Raw genomic sequence first — 17,965 nt, 5'->3', positions numbered from 1 at the left:
GTGCGCGCGGCCCGGCCCCTTTACCAGCGTCTTTACCAGCGTTTTCACCCGCGTCACGACTGGAGTCCCGCGATGGACCGCAGCCCTCTCCCCCTGTCCCCCTCGAAACCCTCCCCCGCCGTCTTCCCCACCGTGGCCGTCGTCGGCCTCGGCACGATGGGCACCGGCCTGTGCGAGGTGCTGGCCCGCTCCGGCCGTGAGGTCATCGGCATCGACGTCAGCGAGGCCGCGGCCCGCGCCTGCGTCGGCGCGCTGGAGCGCGGCACGGACCGCGCCGTCGCCCGCGGCCGGCTCGCCGCGGACGACCGCGCCGGTGTCCTGGCCCGGCTGCGGACCTTCCCCGACCTGCGCGCCGCCGCGGAGGCGGACCTGGTCATCGAGGTGGTGCCCGAGTCGTACGAGCTCAAGCAGCAGGTCATCGCGGAGCTGGACCGCGTCGTCCGCCCCGGCACGGTGCTCGCCACCGGCACCAACGCCCTGTCCGTCACCCGCCTCGCCGCCGCCTCCGCCCGCCCCGAGCGCGTCCTCGGCCTGCACTTCTTCACCCCGGTCCAGGCGATGCGGCTGGTGGAGGTGGTCTCCTCCGTGCTCACCGAGCCGCTCGCGGTCCGGCAGGTCACCGCGCTGGTGCAGGAGTTGGGCAAGGAGCCCGTCGCGGTGGGCGACCGGCCCGGTTTCATCGCCGACGGGCTGCTCTTCGGCTATCTCAACCAGGCCGCGGCGATGTATGAGTCGCGGTACGCCACCCGCGAGGACATCGACGCGGCGATGAAGCTCGGCTGCGGGCTGCCGATGGGCCCGCTGGAGCTGCTCGACCTGATCGGCGTCGACACCGCCCGCACGGTGCTGGAGGCCATGTACGCCGCGTCGCGGGACCGGCTGCACGCCCCCGCGCCCGTCCTCGGCCAGTTGACGGCCGCGGGCCTGACCGGCCGCAAGGCGGGCCGCGGCTTCTACGCGTACGACGCCCCCGGCAGCGGCACCGTCGTGCCGGACGCCCCGCCCGGCGCCGCCGCGGGCTCCGGCGTGCCGCCGCGGCCGGTCGAGGAGATCGGGGTCGCCGGCTCCGGCACGATGGCGAGCGGCATCGCGGAGGTCTGCGCCAGGGCGGGGTACGCGGTCACGCTCGCCGCCCGCAGCGCGGAGAAGGCGGCGGCGGCCCGGGCCCGCATCGCCGCGTCGCTGGACCGCTCCGCCGCCAGGGGCCGCCTCAGCCCCGCGGACCGCGACGCCGCGCTGGCCCGGATCTCCCCCGCCGGGTCCCTGGACGCGCTGACCGGCGCCGGTCTGGTCGTGGAGGCCGTGGCCGAGGACCTGGCGGTCAAGCGGCAGTTGTTCGCCGCGCTGGACAAGGTCGCCGCGCCGGGCGCGGTGCTGGCCACCACCACGTCCTCGCTGCCCGTCGTCGCCTGCGCCGCCGCCACCTCGCGCCCCCAGGACGTGATCGGCATGCACTTCTTCAACCCGGCGCAGGTGATGAAGCTCGTCGAGGTGGTGCGCACGGTCCGTACCGCGGACGACGCGCACGCCACCGTCCGCGCGGTCTGCGCCCGGCTGGGCAAGCACGCGGTGGACTGCGGCGACCGGGCCGGCTTCATCGTCAACGCGCTGCTGTTCCCGTATCTGAACAACGCGGTGAAGATGGTCCAGGAGCACTACGCCTCGCCCGACGACATCGATGCGGCGATGAAGCTCGGCGGCGGCTACCCCATGGGCCCCTTCGAACTGCTCGACGTCGTCGGCCTGGATGTCTCGCTTGCCATCGAGCGGGGGCTGCACCGCGAGTTCCGCGACCCCGGCCTCGCCCCCGCCCCGCTGCTGGAGCACCTGGTCGCCGCGGGCTGCCTCGGCCGCAAGACGGGCCGCGGCTTCCGCGAGTACGCCGCCGCCGCGCGCTGAGCCCCGGCCGCCCGCCCCCGGACCGCCGCCTTCCCTTGGAATTGCCCGCGTTCCGGGGGCCACGCATGGAGTACGTTCCTTACATGTCCCAGCCTGCGAAGCCCAGCCGCTCGACCTCCAGCACCCAGCGCCTGAAGATGCGCCGCGACATCGCGGCTGCCGCGATGGAGCTCTTCGCGACCAAGGGCTACGAGGCGACGACAGTGGACGAGATCGCCGCCGCGGCGGGCGTCGCCCGCCGCACCTTCTTCCGCCACTTCCGCTCCAAGGAAGAGGCGATCTTCCCCGACCACGACGACACCCTGGAGCGGGTGAAGGCCGTCCTGGACGCCGCGCCGCCGCACGAGTACCCGCTGGACACCGTCTGCCGCGGCATCCGGGAGGTCATGCGGATGTACGCGGCCCAGCCCGCGGTCTCCGTCGAGCGCTACCGCCTGACCCGGGAGGTGCCGACGCTGCGCGAGCGCGAGATCGCCTCGGTCTCCCGCTACGAGCGGCTGTTCACCCGCTATCTGCTGGGCCACTTCGACGAGGGCGCGCACCAGGACGGCGACGACGGCCCGCTGCTCGCCGAGGTCGCGGCAACGGCCGTGGTCACCGCGCACAACCACGTGCTGCGCCGCTGGCTGCGCGCGGGCGCCGAGGGCGACGTGCAGGGCCAGCTCGACCGCGCCTTCGCGGTGGTACGGGCCCGGTTCACCGGCGCCGGCCAGCCGGCGTTCCTGGGCAGCGCCGAGACAGGCACAGCGGGCACAGCGGGCGCTCCGGCGGTCGTCACGGCCGGCGGCGACGGTGCGGATGTGCTCGTCGCGGTCGCCCGTACGGACGCGCCGCTGAGCCAGGTCATGCGCACCATCGAGAAGGCGCTGAAGACTAGCTGACCTGCGGGTTCACCCCCTCCATAGGCTCCCCGGCCGGGTCCGGCCGGGGAGCCTTCGTGCGCTCATCCGTGCACTGGTGACCACATGTGAGAGAAATTGTTGGCACCGAGTGTCTTGTCGTCTGGCACGCCGTGCCATACGGTACGGGATATCCGGGTGACCGGCGCACGACACCCGAGCGCGCGCCGGCTGTCCCCGCGAGCCCCGGCTCGCGACCCGGCCCACGCCTCGTCACAGGCACCCGGGCGCCACCGCGCCCGTACCGCGCACACCGGCGTCACCGCCGGCGCCGAACCGCAGCACGCACCACAGCTCTCACCCCCGACGTCCCTCAAGCGTCCCCGACACGCTTCGCCGGAGGCAGCACCATGAACGAGATACTCGCCGCGATTCAGGCACCCGACAGCACCGCCGCCGACTTCGCCTCCCTGCCCCTGCCCGAGTCCTACCGGGCCGTGACGGTGCACAAGGACGAGGCGGAGATGTTCGACGGCCTCACCACCCGGCAGAAGGACCCGCGCAAGTCGCTGCACCTGGACGAAGTCCCGGTGCCGGAACTCGGCCCCGGCGAGGCCCTGGTGGCGGTCATGGCCAGCTCCGTGAACTACAACTCGGTGTGGAGCTCGATCTTCGAGCCCCTGTCCACCTTTGCCTTCCTGGAGCGCTACGGCCGCCTCTCCCCCCTCGCCAAGCGCCACGACCTGCCGTACCACGTCATCGGCTCCGACCTCGCCGGCGTCGTCCTGCGCACCGGACCCGGCGTCGTCGCCTGGCGGCCGGGCGACGAGGTGGTGGCGCACTGCCTGTCGGTGGAGCTGGAGAGCGCCGACGGCCACGACGACACGATGCTCGACCCCGAGCAGCGCATCTGGGGCTTCGAGACCAACTTCGGCGGCCTCGCGGAGCTCGCACTGGTGAAGTCCAACCAGCTCATGCCCAAGGCGGCCCACCTGACCTGGGAGGAGGCCGCCTCTCCCGGACTGGTCAACTCCACCGCGTACCGCCAGCTCGTCTCCAGGAACGGCGCCGCGATGAAGCAGGGCGACAACGTGCTCATCTGGGGCGCGAGCGGCGGACTCGGCTCGTACGCCACGCAGTTCGCACTCGCCGGCGGCGCCACGCCCATCTGCGTGGTCTCCAGCCCCGAGAAGGCGGAGATCTGCCGCCGGATGGGCGCCGGGGCCATCATCGACCGCCGCGGCGAGGACTACCGCTTCTGGCGCGACGAGCACCAGCAGGACCCGCGCGAGTGGAAGCGCTTCGGCGCGCGCATCCGCGAGCTGACCGGCGGCGAGGACGTCGACATCGTCTTCGAGCACCCCGGCCGGGAGACCTTCGGCGCCTCCGTCTACGTCACCCGCCGCGGCGGCACCATCGTCACCTGCGCCTCCACCTCCGGTTTCGTACACGAGTACGACAACCGCTACCTGTGGATGTCGCTGAAGCGCATCGTCGGCTCGCACTTCGCCAACTACCGCGAGGCATGGGAGGCGAATCGCCTTGTCGACAAGGGCCGGATCCACCCCACCCTGTCGAAGACCTACCCGCTGGCCCGGACCGGCCAGGCGGCGTACGACGTCCACCGCAACCTGCACCAGGGCAAGGTCGGCGTGCTCTGCCTCGCCCCGGCCGAGGGCCTGGGCGTACGCGACGAGGAGAAGCGCGCCGCGCACATCGACGCGATCCGGCTCTTCCGCAGCGACCCCGCGCCCGAACCGCCGCCGGCCGCGGAGCACGGCCGCCGCGGCAGGCACCAGCGGGCCGTCGCGCACGCGGGGAACGCGTGATGGCGGTCAAGGACCGGCCCTGGCTGATGCGCACCTACGCCGGCCACTCCACCGCCGAGGCGTCCAACGAGCTGTACCGGCGCAATCTGGCCAAGGGCCAGACCGGGCTTTCGGTCGCCTTCGACCTGCCCACCCAGACCGGCTACGACCCCGACCACGTGCTCGCGCGCGGCGAGGTCGGCCGCGTCGGGGTGCCCGTTTCGCACCTGGGCGACATGCGCCGCCTCTTCGCGGGCATCCCGCTGGAGCGGACGAACACGTCCATGACCATCAACGCCACCGCGATGTGGCTGCTGGCGCTCTACCAGGTGGTCGCCGAGGAGCAGGGCCTGGACGACGCGGGGATCGCGCGGCTCGCGGGCACCACGCAGAACGACATCGTCAAGGAGTACCTCTCCCGCGGCACGTACGTCTTCCCGCCCGGGCCCTCGCTGCGGCTGACCACCGACACCATCGCGTACACCGTCGGCAGGATGCCGAAGTGGAACCCCGTCAACATCTGCAGCTACCACCTGCAGGAGGCGGGCGCGACGCCGGTGCAGGAGATCGCGTACGCGATGGCCACCGCGACCGCCGTCCTGGACGCGGTCCGCGACTCCGGCCAGGTGCCGGCGGAGCGGATGGGCGATGTCGTCGGCCGGATCTCCTTCTTCGTCAACGCCGGGGTCCGGTTCGTCGAGGAGATGTGCAAGATGCGGGCGTTCAGCCGCGTCTGGGACACCCTCACCCGCGAGCGCTACGGCATCGAGGACCCCCGGCAGCGCCGCTTCCGCTATGGCGTGCAGGTCAACTCCCTCGGCCTGACCGAGGCGCAGCCGGAGAACAACGTGCAGCGCATCGTGCTGGAGATGCTGGCCGTGACGCTGTCGAAGGACGCCCGCGCCCGCGCCGTGCAACTGCCCGCCTGGAACGAGGCGCTGGGCCTGCCGCGCCCGTGGGACCAGCAGTGGAGCCTGCGCATCCAGCAGGTGCTGGCGTACGAGAGCGACCTGCTGGAGCACCCCGACCTCTTCGACGGCAGCCACGTGGTGGAGGCGCGGGTGGCCGAGCTGGTCGAGGGGGCGACCGCCGAGATGGCGCACATCGAGCAGTTGGGCGGCGCCGTCGCGGCCGTGGCGTCCGGCTACCTCAAGGCGCAGCTCGTGGCCTCGCACGCCGAGCGGCGGGCCCGGATCGAGTCGGGCGAGGAGAAGATCGTCGGCGTCAACTGCCATACGGAGACGGAGCCCAGCCCGCTCACCGCGGACGTCGACACCGCCGTCATGACCGTCGATGCGGACGTGGAGGCGCGCGTCGTCGCCGCGATGCACGAGTGGCGCCTGTCCCGCGACGAGCCGCGCGCGCAGCGGGCGCTGTCGGCGCTGAAGGCCGCAGCGGCCGGCACGGCCAACCTCATGCCCGCGTCGCTGGAGTGCGCCCGCGCCGGCGTCACCACCGGCGAGTGGGCCTGGGCGCTGCGCGACGTCTTCGGCGAGTTCCGCGCCCCCACGGGCGTCGGCGGCGCGCCCGTCGCCGTCCCGGCGGACACGGACGGCAGAACGGACGGCAGAACAGCGGGCGAAACGGGTACCGCAGCCGCGCTCACCGCCGTACGGGACCGGGCCGCGCGCACCGCCGCGGAGCTGGGCAGCGGCCGGCTGCGGCTGCTCGTCGGCAAGCCGGGCCTCGACGGGCACAGCAACGGCGCCGAGCAGATCGCCGTACGCGCCCGGGACGCCGGCTTCGAGGTCGTCTACCAGGGCATCCGGCTGACACCCGAGCAGATCGCCACCGCCGCGGTCGCCGAGGACGTGCACTGCGTCGGCCTGTCCATCCTCTCCGGCGCACACGCCGAACTCGTCCCCGACGTGCTGGACCGGCTGCGCCGCGCCGGCGCCGGCGACGTGCCCGTCGTCGTCGGCGGCATCATCCCCGCGGCGGACGCCGAGGCGCTGCGCGCCGCCGGGGTGGCGGCCGTGTTCACCCCGAAGGACTTCGGAATCACGCAGATCATCGGCCGTATCGTCGAGGAGATCCGGCTCGCGAACAAGCTCGACCCCCGGGAGACCCCTGCATGACCGCCGCCCGGCAGCAGCGGCGACAGCGTGTCCGCCGCGCTGTACCGGCGGCAGAACCGAACGCGCTCCGCGCAGCGGGGCTCGCGAACAAGCCCGACCCCCAGGAGGCCACCGCATGACCCCCGCCCACCACCCGACCGACCGCCTGCGCCCGCGGCGTTCCTGTCTCGCCGTCCCGGGATCCAACCCTCGGTTCCTGGAGAAGGCGCAGGGGCTGCCGGCCGACCAGGTGTTCCTGGACCTGGAGGACGCCTGCGCGCCGCTGGCGAAGCCGGACGCGCGGCACACCATCGTGAAGTTCCTCAACGAGGGCGACTGGAGCGGCAAGACCCGGGCGGTACGGGTCAACGACTGGACGACGCACTGGACATACCGGGACGTCGTCACGGTCGTCGAGGGCGCGGGGCAGAACCTGGACTGCATCATGCTGCCGAAGGTCCAGGACGCCGGCCAGATCACCGCCCTGGACCTGCTGCTCACCCAGATCGAGAAGACGATGGGCTTCGAGGCCGGCCGGATCGGCATCGAGGCGCAGATCGAGAACGCCAAGGGGCTGGTGAACGTCGACGACATCGCCGCCGCCTCGCCGCGGCTGGAGACGATCGTCTTCGGGCCCGCCGACTTCATGGCGTCGATCAACATGAAGTCCCTGGTCGTCGGCGAGCAGCCGCCCGGTTACCCCGCCGACGCGTACCACTACATCCTCATGCGGATCCTGATGGCCGCCCGCAGCCACGGCCTCCAGGCGATCGACGGCCCGTACCTGCAGATCCGCAACGTCGACGGCTTCCGCGAGGTCGCCGGCCGCGCCGCCGCCCTCGGCTTCGACGGCAAGTGGGTGCTGCACCCGGGCCAGGTGGAGGCGGCCAACGAGGTCTTCTCGCCGTCCCAGGAGGACTACGACCACGCCGAGCTGATCCTGGACGCGTACGAGTACTTCACCTCCGAGGAGGGCGGCAGAAAGGGCTCGGCGATGCTCGGCGACGAGATGATCGACGAGGCGAGCCGCAAGATGGCCCTGGTCGTCTCGGGCAAGGGCCGCGCCGCCGGCCTGACCCGCACCACCTCCTTCACCCCGCCGGAGGGCTGACATGCAGTTCGGACGCACCTACGAGGAGTTCGAGCCGGGCGCGGTGTACAAGCACTGGCCGGGCAAGACCGTCACCGAGTACGACGACCATCTCTTCTGCCTGCTGACCATGAACCACCACCCGCTGCACCTCGACGCGCACTACGCCGGTGAGACCACCGACTTCGGCCGCAACGTCGTCGTCGGCAACTACGTGTACTCCCTGCTGCTCGGCATGTCCGTGCCGGACGTCTCCGGCAAGGCCATCGCCAACCTGGAGGTGGAGTCGCTGAAGCACGTGGCGCCCACCTTCCACGGGGACACGGTCTACGGCGAGACGACCGTCCTGGACAAGTGGCCGTCGAAGTCGAAGGACGACCGCGGCATCGTGTACGTCGAGACCCGCGGCCACAAGCAGGACGGCACCCTGGTCTGCGTCTTCCGGCGCAAGGTGATGGTGCCCACGGCGGCGTACGTGAAAGAGCGCGGCGGCGAGCAGCCGGGCCGCCCCGAACCCGTCGAGCCGGGCGAGCGCGGCGGGGAGCGGTGATGGGGCGGCTGGCGCAGACGGAGGGGCTGACGGAGGTCCAGCGCGAGATCGTCGCCACGGTCCGCGACTTCACCGACAAGGAGATCCTGCCGGTGGCCACCGAGCTGGAGCACCGGGACGAGTATCCCGCACAGATCGTCGAGGGCCTGAAGGACCTGGGTGTTTTCAGCCTCATGATCCCGGAGGAGTACGGCGGGCTCGGCGAGTCACTGCTCACGTACGCGCTGTGCGTGGAGGAGATCGCCCGCGGCTGGATGAGCGTGTCGGGGATCATCAACACGCACTTCATCGTGGCGTACATGATCAAGCAGCACGGCACCCGGGAGCAGCGGGAGCACTTCCTGCCCCGGATGGCCGCCGGCGAGGTGCGCGGCGCGTTCTCGATGTCGGAGCCGGGGCTCGGCTCGGACGTGGCGGCGATCACGTCCAAGGGCGTACGGGATGCGGACAGCGGCGACTACCTGCTCACCGGCCAGAAGATGTGGCTGACCAACGGCGGCACGTCGTCGCTGGTCGCGGTGCTCTGCCGGACGGACGAGGGCCACGGGCCTGATGCGCCCGCGCACCGGTCGATGACGACGTTCCTGGTGGAGAAGGAGCCGGGGTTCGGCACGGTGAAGCCGGGGCTGACCATCCCCGGCAAGATCGACAAGATGGGCTACAAGGGCGTCGACACCACCGAGTTGATCATGGACGGGCTGCGCGTCCCGGCCGGCCGGGTGCTCGGCGGCCCCGAGGGGGCCGGCCGGGGTTTCTACCAGATGATGGACGGGGTCGAGGTGGGCCGGGTGAACGTCGCCGCGCGCGGCTGCGGCGTCGCCCAGCGCGCCTTCGAACTCGGCGTCGGCTACGCCCAGCAGCGGCGGACCTTCGGCCGCCAGATCGCCCGCCACCAGGCAATCCAGTTCAAACTGGCCGAGATGGCTACCAAGGTCGAGGCCGCCCATGCGATGATGGTGCGAGCGGCACGCAAAAAGGACACCGGAGAACGTAACGACCTGGAGGCGGGGATGGCCAAATATCTCGCCTCGGAGTACTGCAAGGAAGTCGTGGAAGACGCGTTCCGCATCCACGGCGGCTACGGCTTCTCCAAGGAGTACGAGATCGAACGCCTCTACCGGGAGGCGCCGATGCTTCTCATTGGTGAAGGAACCGCCGAGATCCAGAAAATGATCATTGGACGGCGACTGCTGGAGGAGTACGGGTCCCAGGGCTGACGGACTGCTTCAGGGGGAGGCGGCAGGGGTGGCGTGGCAACCGGGCACTTCGGTCCCCGCGGGCGAAAGCTCGCTTCGGCTTGCCGAGTTGCCGGTGCCAACCGATAGCATCCCCGACAAGCCGCCGTCCCCCCATCGCCGCGGCCCCCTCCCGCTACGAAGGTCAAACATGCCCCACAGCCCAGATAACGTTCCGCGCCGCCGGATCCGCCTGGCGCGCGGCGCATCGCCGTGGCTCCTGCCGACCTTGGCCACCGCCGCCCTCAGCATCGCCCGCGCCCGCCGCTCCGGACGCCGGCCCCACAAGCTGGCCGCCGTGCCCCCCGCCGCGCTGGCGGCGGGCATGCTGTGGTTCTTCCGCGACCCCGACCGCGAGATCACCGCGGCCCGGGTCATCTCCCCCGCCGACGGCGTGGTGCAGAGCATCACGCCGTGGCCCGACGGCCGCACCCGGGTCGCGGTCTTCATGAGCCCGCTGAACGTGCACGTGAACCGCGCGCCGCTGGCGGGCACCGTCAGCTCCGTCGAGCACGTGCCCGGCAGCTACGTCCCCGCGTTCAACAAGGAGAGCGACAACAACGAGCGCGTGGTGTGGCATCTGGACACCGAGCTCGGCGACGTCGAGATGGTCCAGATCGCCGGCGCGGTCGCCCGCCGCATCGTGCCGTACGTGACGCGCGGCACCAAGGTCGAGCAGGGCGAGCGCATCGGGCTGATCCGCTTCGGCTCCCGCGTCGACGTGTACCTGCCGCAGGGCATCGCGCCCGGCGTGGACGTCGGCCAGGCCACCACGGCGGGGGTGACGCGCCTTGACCGTGATTGATCCGGAGACGAAGGCCGGCTGGGTCCCCGAGGTCGACGAGGACGACGACGACATGCCGCTGTCGACGCGGCTGTCGATCGCCGACACCCTCACGCTGGCGAACGCGACCTGCGGTTTCCTCGCCGTCTACTTCACCACCACCGGCGTGCTGGTCCCGCACCTGATGGGCGAGGACGCCGGCGGCATCGCCCGGCACAGCGCCGCCACCGCCGTGATCCTGATGCTGCTCGCCTCGGTCTTCGACCTCTTCGACGGCCTGGTGGCGCGCAAGCTGCGCAGCTCCGCGATGGGCGCGGAGCTGGACAACCTCTCCGACCTGATCAGCTTCGGGCTGGCGCCCGCGTACTTCGTGCTGGTCTACGGCATGGTCGCCGACGACGCGCACCAGCGGGTCTCCACGGTGGCCGCGGTCGCGGTGGTCCTGGCGGTGGTGCTGCGGCTAGCCCGGTTCTCCTGCGTGACCGTGCGGGACGGCGTCTTCCAGGGCATGCCGAGCCCCTTCGGGGCGCTGACGGTGATCTCGGTGATGCTGCTGGAGCTGCCGTTCGTGCCGACGCTGCTGGCGATCATCGGGGTGGCCTGGCTGATGGTGAGCCGGGTGGAGTACCCCAAGCCGCGCGGCCGGCTCGCGGTGGCCACCCTCGTGTGGATCTTCGTCAGCATGACCTGCCTGGGCGCGTGGGCCTTCGACGCGCCGAACGGTCAGCTGCTGCTCCAGACGGGCTGCGCGCTGCAGATAGTGACGGCCGCCACGATCCCGCTCTTCGCCACCGCCCGCCGGGTGAACACCTTCCGCGTCGGCCGCCGCGAGGCGCGGGCCGCCGCGCAGGGCTGAGCCGGGCCCGCCGCGGGCCGCGGGGCCCGTAGCGGACGAGAACGACCGCCGGGAACGGACCGCACCGTCGCGTCCGGGGGACGGCCCCCGGACGCGACGGCTTTTCCGGCCTGCCCGCCCTGGATCGGGGTCGGAGTCACGGACCCGTCGCCCTGGCAAGGGATCGGCTCAGGTGCAGCCGCGTCCGGTGACTGTCACCGGCATAGCGGCCATCCCGAAGTGACATGTCCAGGAGCCGGTCGGGAACGCGATAACGAAGGCCCCTTGGACGATGCCCTGCTCCGGGGCGCCGTTCAACGCCTGGCAGCGAACGCCAGCGGCCACCGCGAGCCCCCCGGCGCCATCCTCGCACTCGTAGGCAGGCAACACGGGTGGCTGGGCCGCCACCGGGCCAGCGCCCAAGGCCGCCACTGCGGCGGCGACGCCGACCACCAGACCTCGTGCCCCCCCCGAACGGGCCGCCGCTTGTGCCGTCTTCATAGCCCTCCACTCCTGAACGCGTATGCCGGAAGCCGTCGAAACCGAAGGCGACAGGCACATTCCTGTGGGAGAACCAGCGCCTCAAACCGCCTTCGCTAAGAGCAGACTGGCCTCGCCCGATCGCCCGTGACAGGGCGCGAAAGCGGAGCGAAGGAGCTTGCGCCGGTGCACACGGTGCTCGTCGCAAACGCCGCACGGTACCCGCGGAGCCGGCGGCACTGCTGTACCGCGCGGCGGCCCGGACGTACGTGACGGGCTTGGCACACCGGGGTCCGGGGCGGAGTCCCGTGCGGGGTTGGGGGCGGAGCCCCGGGGGTGCAGGGGCGGAGCCCAGGCGGGTCCGGGGCGCAGCCCCGCGGGGTCCGGGGCGCAGCCCAGGCGGGGGCCGGGGGCGGAGCCCCCCCGGCGGGTCTCGGGGCGCAGCCCCGAGTTTCGGGAAGGGGCGGGGACGGGGACAACCCCCACCCCTCACACGTAGTCGCGGGCCACGGCCTCCGCCACCGACTCCAGCAGCGGGCCCGCGTTCCGCATCGACCGCCCCACGTCCGGCTCCAGCGCCGACAGCGCATACGCCCGCTCGATCCCCGCGGCCCGCAGCGCCGCCTCGTCGATCGACAGCCCGCCGCACACCGCCACCACCCGCTTCCCCGCCGCCCGGGCCGCCGCCGCCACCCCCGCGGGGGCCTTGCCGTGCAGCGTCTGCCGGTCCAGCGAGCCCTCCCCCGTGATCACGAGGTCCACCCGCGCCACCGCCGCCTCGAAGCCGAGGACGTCGAGCAGCACCTCGATCCCGGGCCGGAAGACCGCGCCGAGGCCGACGAGCGCCCCGTAGCCGATGCCGCCCGCCGCACCCGCACCCGGCTGCCGCGCCAGCTCCGCCGCCCGCGGGCCCACGGCCTTCTCCAGCACCTCCGCGTACCGCTCCAGGGCGGCGTCCAGCGCGGCGACGTCCGCCGCGCTCGCGCCCTTCTGCGGCCCGTAGACCGCCGGCGCGCCCGTCGGCCCCGTCAGCGGGTTGTCGACGTCGCTGGCGAGGATCAGTTCCACGGTGGCGAACCGCGGGTCGATGCCGCTCAGGTCCGCCCGCGCCAGCCCCGCCAGCGGCCCGCCGCCGGGCCCGGCCGGCGCCCCGTCGGCGTCGAGGAAGACCGCGCCCAGCGCCGCGAGCATGCCCGCGCCGCCGTCGGTGGTCGCGCTGCCGCCGACGCCGAAGACGATGGTCCGGGCCCCGGCGTCGAGCGCCGCGCGCAGGAGTTCGCCGCTGCCGTACGTGGTGGCGGTGCGCGGCGCGAAGTGGCCTGCGGGCAGCAGTTGCAGCCCGGAGGCTTCGGCCATCTCGACGACGGCGGTGCCCTCACGCAGCGCGTACGCCGCGGTGACGGGGTCGCCGAGCGGCCCGGTGACCCGCGCTTCGCGGCGTTCGAAGCCCGCGGCCAGCGCCGCGGCCACGGTGCCGTCGCCGCCGTCCGCGACGGGCAGCGCTTCGACGGCGAGGTCCGGCGCGACGTTGCGCAGGCCGGCGGTCACCCGCTCGGCGACCTGTGCCGCGGTGAGGGAGCCCTTGAACTTGTCGGCCGCGATCAGCACCCGGGTCACTGCTGGCTGCGTCACTTCTCGCCCCTCGCTCTGGTCCTGGTCACGCCGGTGCGACCCTATCCGGACGCCCGCCCCCGTGCCCACCTGCGTACGTCACCACGGCGGGAGGCCCGGGGGCGGCGCGTCCGCCGCTCCCGGGCCCGTACGGCGCGGCAGGCGCTCAGCCCTCCCCCTGCTCCAGCGCCAGGAGCTGCTTCTTGCGCTCGATCCCGCCGCCGTAGCCGGTGAGGCTGCCGTTGGCGCCGACGACGCGGTGGCAGGGGACGATGATCCCGACCGGGTTGCGCCCGTTGGCCATGCCGACGGCGCGGGAGGCGGCGGGGTTGCCGACGCGCTCGGCGAGTTCGCCGTAGGAGATCGTCTCGCCGTACGGGATCTGCCGCAGTTGCTCCCACACGCGCTGCTGGAACGGCGTGCCGGCCAGCCGCAGCGGCACGTCGAAGTCGGTGCGTTCGCCCGCGAAGTACGCGGTGAGCTGCGCGCTCGCCGCCGCGAACGGCGGTTCTGCGGGGTCGGCGGGGGTGCCGAAGGTCTCGTCGGCGGGGCGGTGGCGCTGGTCGGTCATGTAGAGCCCGGCGAGGTCGTCGTCCTCGGCGACGAGGGTGAGGGGGCCTACGGGGCTGTCGATGGTGGTGTGCGTTCGCATGTCCTTCACTCCGTGGGCATCAGGTTGATCGGGTGGTCGCCGGCGGGCGGCGCCGCCCAGAGGTACTGCACGGCGTACGCCCGCCAGGGCCGCCAGGCGGCCGAGTGGCGGATGAGGGCCGCGGGGCTGCCGGGCAGGCCGAGTCCGGCGGCGGCCTTGCGGACGCCGAGGTCGGTGGCCGGGAAGGCGTCGGGGTCGCCGAGGGCGCGCATGGCGACGACCTCGACGGTCCAGGGCCCGATGCCGGGCAGCTCGGCGAGCCGCCGGCGGGCTTCCTGCCAGTCGCTGCCGCCGCCGAGGTCGAGGCCGCCGTCGGCGAGTGCGGCGACGAGCGCGGCCAGGGTGGTGCGCCGGCTGCGCGGCATGGCCAGGGTGGCGGGGTCGAGCGCGGCGAGGGCGCCGGGTTCGGGGAAGAGGTGGGTGAGTCCGCCTTCTGCGTCCTCGATCTCGGTGCCGTACGCGGTGACCAGCCGGCCGGCGTGGGTGCGGGCGGCGGCGGTGGAGACCTGCTGGCCGAGGACGGCCCGTACGGCGAACTCGGCGCCGTCCGTGGTGCGCGGCACCCGCCGCCCGGGCGCCTTGGCGATCAGCTCGGCGAGCTGGGGGTCGCGGGCCAGTTGCCCGTCCACGGCGACGGGGTCGGCGTCGAGGTCGAGCAGCCGGCGGCAGCGGCTGATGGCGATGGCCAGGTCCCGCTGATCGGTGAGGGCGAGCCGGGCCGTGACGTGCTCAGGGCCGGGGGTGAGCGCGGCGATGCCGTGCCCGCAGGGGAGCCGCAGCGTGCGCCGGTACGCACCGCCGCGCCACTCCTCGACACCGGGTACGGCGGTGGCGACGAGGTGGCCGAAGAGGTTGTCGGGGGTGAGCGGCTGCCGGTAGGGCAGCCGGAGGGTGAGGACGCCGGGGTGGGTGCTGCCGGTCCTGTCCGTGCCGGCGCGGCTGCGGGCGGCGCGGCGGCGCAGCTCGGTGGGGGCGAGGGCGAAGACCTCCTGGACGGTGTCGTTGAAGGTGCGGATGGAGGAGAAGCCGGCAGCGAAGGCGATGTCGCCCATGGGCAGCGGTGAGGTCTCGATGAGGACGCGCGCGGTCTGGGCGCGCTGGGCGCGGGCGAGCGCGAGCGGGCCGGCGCCGAGTTCGGCGCGGAGCTGGCGTTCGACCTGCCGGGTGCTGTAGCCGAGCCGGGCGGCGAGTCCGGCGACGCCGTCGCGGTCGACGACGCCGTCGGCGATGAGCCGCATGGCGCGGGCGGTGAGGTCGGCCCGGTGGTTCCACTCCGGGGAGCCGGGGCTGGTGTCGGGGCGGCACCGCTTGCAGGCGCGGAAGCCGGCCTGCTGGGCGGCGGCGGCGCTGGGGTAGAAGCGCATGTTCTGCGGCTTGGGCGGCACGACCGGGCAGCTTGGCCGGCAGTAGATGCCGGTGGTCAGCACCCCGGTGAAGAACCAGCCGTCGAAGCGGGCGTCCTTGGACTGGACGGCCCGTACGCAGCGCTCCGTGTCGGTGAACATGACTCAAGACTCGGGCACCGCGGGGGCCGAAAGCTAGCGAGAATCCGACATGAGCCTCGGGGGGTGCGCCGCCCGCGGCCCGCTCCCGGGCCCGGCGCCAGCGGGGCCGGGTCAGCGGGGCCGGGTCAGCGGGACCGCGTCAGGGTCCGGAAGACCGCGCGGGCCGCGTTGTGGCCGCCCATCCCGTGCACCCCGGGCCCGGGGTAGGTGGACGAGGAGCACAGGAAGACGCGCGGGTGGACCGTGGCCCACGGCACCCGGGCGAGCCGGGGCCGCAGGAGGGTCTGCATGCCGGAGAACGCGCCGGCGGCGATGTCGCCGCCGACGTAGTTGGCGTTGCGCGCGGCCAGTTGGGGCGGTCCGGCGGTGGCGCGGGCCAGCACGAGGTCGCGGAAGCCGGGCGCGAAGCGCTCCAGTTGCCGTTCGATGGCGTCGGTGGCGTCGCCGTCCCAGCTGTTGGGGACGTGGCCGTAGACCCAGAAGGTGTGCTTGCCCTCGGGCGCGCGGGTGTGGTCGGCGATGGTGGGCTGGCAGGTGATGAGGAACGGCACGGTGGGTGGCACGCCGTGCACGGCGGCGTCGAGGGCCGCGCCGATCTCGCCCTCGGTGGGCCCGATGTGCACGGTCGTGGCGCGCCGCGCCTCCTCGGAGGTCCACGGCATGGGCCCGTCCAGGGCGTAGTCGATCTTGAAGACGGAGGGGCCGTAGCGGAAGCCGTCGTACGCGCCGCCGAGGCCGGCGATGCGGGCCAGCGCGGTCGGCGTCGTGTCGAAGACGTATGCGCGCGCCGGCGGCAGCTCGTCCAGCCGCTTGACCTCGACCCCGGTGTGGATCTGGCCGCCCAGCTCGCGCAGGTACGCCGCGAGCGCGTCGGAGATGGCCTGCGAGCCGCCGCGGGCCACCGGCCAGCCGACGGCGTGGCCGGCGAGCGCGAAGGTCAGCGCCATGGCCGCGGTGATCGGCGTGTGCAGCGGCGCGATGGCGTGCGCGGCGAGGCCGGCGATCATGCCGCGGGCGTGCTCGCCGTGGAAGCGGCGGTTCAGCAGCGACGCGGGCATGGCGAGCTGCCCGAGCCGCAGCAGGGTGACGGGGTCGCGGGGCACGGAGCGCAGCGAGGCGGTGAAGAAGTCCCAGGACAGCGTCTCCCACTTGCCGAGGAACGGCTCGACCAGCCGCCGGTAGACGCCGGCGTCGCGGCTGCCGAGCGAGCGGGCCGTCTCGCTCACGGAGCGGGAGAGCACGGCCGCGGAGCCGTCGGGGAACGGGTGCGCCATGGGCAGTTCGCTGTGCACCCACGCCAAGCCGTGGTCGGCCAGCGGGAGTTCGCTGAAGACCGGGGAGCCGATGCCGAAGGGGTGGGCGGCCGAGCAGGGGTCGTGCCGGAAGCCCGGCAGGGTCAGCTCGGCGGTGCTCGCGCCGCCGCCGATGGTGTCGCGGGCCTCGAAGACCTCGACCGTGAAACCGCGGCGGGCGAGTTCGACGGCGGCGGTCAGCCCGTTGGGCCCCGCGCCTACGACCACCACGTCGACCAGCGTCGTCATCCGCCTCGCCACTCCCGTCGTCGCTGACTGCGGCCAGGGCCCTGTAGAGGACATCCGGGGCCGGGCACCGGCCGGGCCTCCTCCCGCGGAAGCCTAGGGCGCCGCCCCGGGTGCGCCGCGGTCCGGTCCGGCCAGCAGGGCAAGGATATGACGTGCCGTCCCGGCGTCCCGCGCCGCGGTGAACGGAAGGGCGTTGCCGCCGGCCACGCGGAACGCCTCCCCCGCGACCGTACCGCTGGCGCCGCCCGCCTCGGTGACGAGCAGCAGGCCCGCGGCGTGGTCCCAGGGCAGCTCCCAGGAGAACGCGACGGCGTCGATCTCGCCGCAGGCGACGGCCAGATAGGCGTGGCCGGCGGAGCCGCAGGGCCGGGCCCGTACCCCGGGCACGTCGAGACGGGCCAGGGCGCGCTTTTCGGCGTCGGTGGTGAAGTCGTGGTGGGAGACGGAGACCAGCAGCTCGTGCCCGGGCTCGGGCGCACCGCTGTGCAGCTCCCCGCCGCCGGCGAGGTGCGCGCCGCCGCCGCGGCGGGCGACGGCCATGACGTCCTTGGCCGGCAGGTACGTCCAGGAGGCGAGCACCTCGCCGCGGTGCGCGAGGGCGACCAGCATGCAGAAGCCGGGCTCGCCGCGGACGAACTGCCCGGTGCCGTCCACGGGGTCCACGATCCACACGGGCGCGTCCCCGCGCAGCGCGCCGAGCCGCCCGGGGTCGGCGTGCGTGCCCTCCTCGCCGACGAGCACGGACCCGGGCAGCAGCGCGGTCAGCGCGCGCTCCAGGTGCAGCTCCGCGGCCTGGTCGGCGACGGTGACGAGGTCGTGGGGGCCGTCCTTCTGCATGATCTCGTCCGCGCCGAGCTGGCGGAAGCGGGGCATGACCTCTTCGGCCGCCGCCTTGCGCAGGGCGTCCTCGACCCGGTCGAGGGCGTCGGCGGACACCACGAAGTCTTCGATCATATGTCCATCGAACCATGCGGCGACCCCGGACCGGGAATGCGGAGAGGATGCACCATTCTGCGGATTCCGGAAGAATCTGCCCCCGAACGGTCGAAGGCTGGTCCGGTTGCCGTCGGCGTGGCCGT

General features: G+C 73.4%; 14 protein-coding genes. 9 read left to right on the top strand and 5 right to left on the bottom strand.

Annotated elements, in window-relative coordinates; genetic code table 11:
• Positions 1-72 precede the first annotated feature (72 nt).
• The 9 genes from B124_RS09100 (at position 73) to pssA (ending at position 11,118) form a co-directional block, all read left to right on the top strand.
• On the top strand, positions 73-1,899 hold the full coding sequence (locus tag B124_RS09100; protein ID WP_496502190.1) for a 3-hydroxyacyl-CoA dehydrogenase family protein: 1,827 nt from the start codon (positions 73-75) through the stop codon (positions 1,897-1,899).
• Positions 1,900-1,982: 83 nt separating this feature from the next.
• Positions 1,983-2,780 (top strand): TetR family transcriptional regulator, encoded by a 798-nt coding sequence (locus B124_RS09095; protein WP_496502189.1) that lies wholly within the window; start codon positions 1,983-1,985, stop codon positions 2,778-2,780.
• A gap of 368 nt (positions 2,781-3,148) precedes the next feature.
• Complete coding sequence (gene ccrA, locus B124_RS09090; RefSeq protein ID WP_496502188.1) at positions 3,149-4,567, top strand: crotonyl-CoA carboxylase/reductase; 1,419 nt, start codon at positions 3,149-3,151, stop codon at positions 4,565-4,567.
• Complete coding sequence (locus B124_RS09085; RefSeq protein WP_496502187.1) at positions 4,567-6,624, top strand: protein meaA; 2,058 nt, start codon at positions 4,567-4,569, stop codon at positions 6,622-6,624. The genes ccrA and B124_RS09085 overlap by 1 nt, the downstream gene beginning before the upstream one ends.
• Before the next feature lie 115 nt (positions 6,625-6,739).
• Positions 6,740-7,714, top strand: coding sequence for an HpcH/HpaI aldolase/citrate lyase family protein (locus tag B124_RS09080; protein ID WP_496502186.1), 975 nt, complete (start codon positions 6,740-6,742; stop codon positions 7,712-7,714).
• A gap of 1 nt (position 7,715) precedes the next feature.
• Complete coding sequence (locus B124_RS09075; RefSeq protein ID WP_496502185.1) at positions 7,716-8,243, top strand: MaoC family dehydratase; 528 nt, start codon at positions 7,716-7,718, stop codon at positions 8,241-8,243.
• Positions 8,243-9,460, top strand: coding sequence for an acyl-CoA dehydrogenase family protein (locus tag B124_RS09070; RefSeq protein ID WP_496502184.1), 1,218 nt, complete (start codon positions 8,243-8,245; stop codon positions 9,458-9,460). The genes B124_RS09075 and B124_RS09070 overlap by 1 nt, the downstream gene beginning before the upstream one ends.
• A 169-nt stretch (positions 9,461-9,629) precedes the next feature.
• On the top strand, positions 9,630-10,283 hold the full coding sequence (locus B124_RS09065) for a phosphatidylserine decarboxylase (protein ID WP_496502183.1): 654 nt from the start codon (positions 9,630-9,632) through the stop codon (positions 10,281-10,283).
• Positions 10,270-11,118: a CDP-diacylglycerol--serine O-phosphatidyltransferase gene (gene pssA / locus B124_RS09060; RefSeq protein ID WP_496502182.1), complete on the top strand. Its 849-nt coding sequence runs from the start codon at positions 10,270-10,272 to the stop codon at positions 11,116-11,118. The genes B124_RS09065 and pssA overlap by 14 nt, the downstream gene beginning before the upstream one ends.
• Before the next feature lie 948 nt (positions 11,119-12,066).
• Here the strand turns inward: pssA and B124_RS09055 are convergent.
• The 5 genes from B124_RS09055 to B124_RS09035 all read right to left on the bottom strand — a co-directional run bounded on the left by B124_RS09055 (position 12,067) and on the right by B124_RS09035 (position 17,840).
• A complete protein-coding gene (locus B124_RS09055) occupies positions 12,067-13,194 on the bottom strand; it encodes a glycerate kinase family protein (RefSeq protein WP_496502281.1) in 1,128 nt (375 codons plus the stop codon).
• A 160-nt stretch (positions 13,195-13,354) separates the two neighbouring features.
• Entirely contained in the window at positions 13,355-13,840 is a 486-nt protein-coding gene (locus B124_RS09050; RefSeq protein ID WP_496502181.1) for a methylated-DNA--[protein]-cysteine S-methyltransferase, read from the bottom strand.
• Positions 13,841-13,845: 5 nt separating this feature from the next.
• The gene (locus B124_RS09045) at positions 13,846-15,345 is read right to left on the bottom strand and encodes an AlkA N-terminal domain-containing protein (RefSeq protein ID WP_496502180.1); all 1,500 of its coding nucleotides are present in this window, start codon (positions 15,343-15,345) and stop codon (positions 13,846-13,848) included.
• A 125-nt stretch (positions 15,346-15,470) separates the two neighbouring features.
• On the bottom strand, positions 15,471-16,886 hold the full coding sequence (locus tag B124_RS09040) for a phytoene desaturase family protein (protein ID WP_496502179.1): 1,416 nt from the start codon (positions 16,884-16,886) through the stop codon (positions 15,471-15,473).
• A 93-nt stretch (positions 16,887-16,979) separates the two neighbouring features.
• Entirely contained in the window at positions 16,980-17,840 is an 861-nt protein-coding gene (locus tag B124_RS09035) for an inositol monophosphatase family protein (protein WP_496502178.1), read from the bottom strand.
• Positions 17,841-17,965 lie beyond the last annotated feature (125 nt).

It is taken from the genome of Streptomyces sp. CNP082, assembly GCF_059570535.1.
This window is presented reverse-complemented; position numbering and strand designations above follow the sequence as displayed.

What these genes read in the sequence shown, in the direction of transcription:
- B124_RS09100 (WP_496502190.1), top strand. Translation starts at nt 73, where the DNA reads ATGGACCGCAGCCCTCTCCCCCTGTCCCCCTCGAAACCCTCCCCCGCC.
- B124_RS09095 (WP_496502189.1), top strand. Translation starts at nt 1,983, where the DNA reads ATGTCCCAGCCTGCGAAGCCCAGCCGCTCGACCTCCAGCACCCAGCGC.
- ccrA (WP_496502188.1), top strand. Translation starts at nt 3,149, where the DNA reads ATGAACGAGATACTCGCCGCGATTCAGGCACCCGACAGCACCGCCGCC.
- B124_RS09085 (WP_496502187.1), top strand. Translation starts at nt 4,567, where the DNA reads ATGGCGGTCAAGGACCGGCCCTGGCTGATGCGCACCTACGCCGGCCAC.
- B124_RS09080 (WP_496502186.1), top strand. Translation starts at nt 6,740, where the DNA reads ATGACCCCCGCCCACCACCCGACCGACCGCCTGCGCCCGCGGCGTTCC.
- B124_RS09075 (WP_496502185.1), top strand. Translation starts at nt 7,716, where the DNA reads ATGCAGTTCGGACGCACCTACGAGGAGTTCGAGCCGGGCGCGGTGTAC.
- B124_RS09070 (WP_496502184.1), top strand. Translation starts at nt 8,243, where the DNA reads ATGGGGCGGCTGGCGCAGACGGAGGGGCTGACGGAGGTCCAGCGCGAG.
- B124_RS09065 (WP_496502183.1), top strand. Translation starts at nt 9,630, where the DNA reads ATGCCCCACAGCCCAGATAACGTTCCGCGCCGCCGGATCCGCCTGGCG.
- B124_RS09050 (WP_496502181.1), bottom strand. Translation starts at nt 13,840, where the DNA reads ATGCGAACGCACACCACCATCGACAGCCCCGTAGGCCCCCTCACCCTC.
- B124_RS09045 (WP_496502180.1), bottom strand. Translation starts at nt 15,345, where the DNA reads ATGTTCACCGACACGGAGCGCTGCGTACGGGCCGTCCAGTCCAAGGAC.
- B124_RS09040 (WP_496502179.1), bottom strand. Translation starts at nt 16,886, where the DNA reads ATGACGACGCTGGTCGACGTGGTGGTCGTAGGCGCGGGGCCCAACGGG.
- B124_RS09035 (WP_496502178.1), bottom strand. Translation starts at nt 17,840, where the DNA reads ATGATCGAAGACTTCGTGGTGTCCGCCGACGCCCTCGACCGGGTCGAG.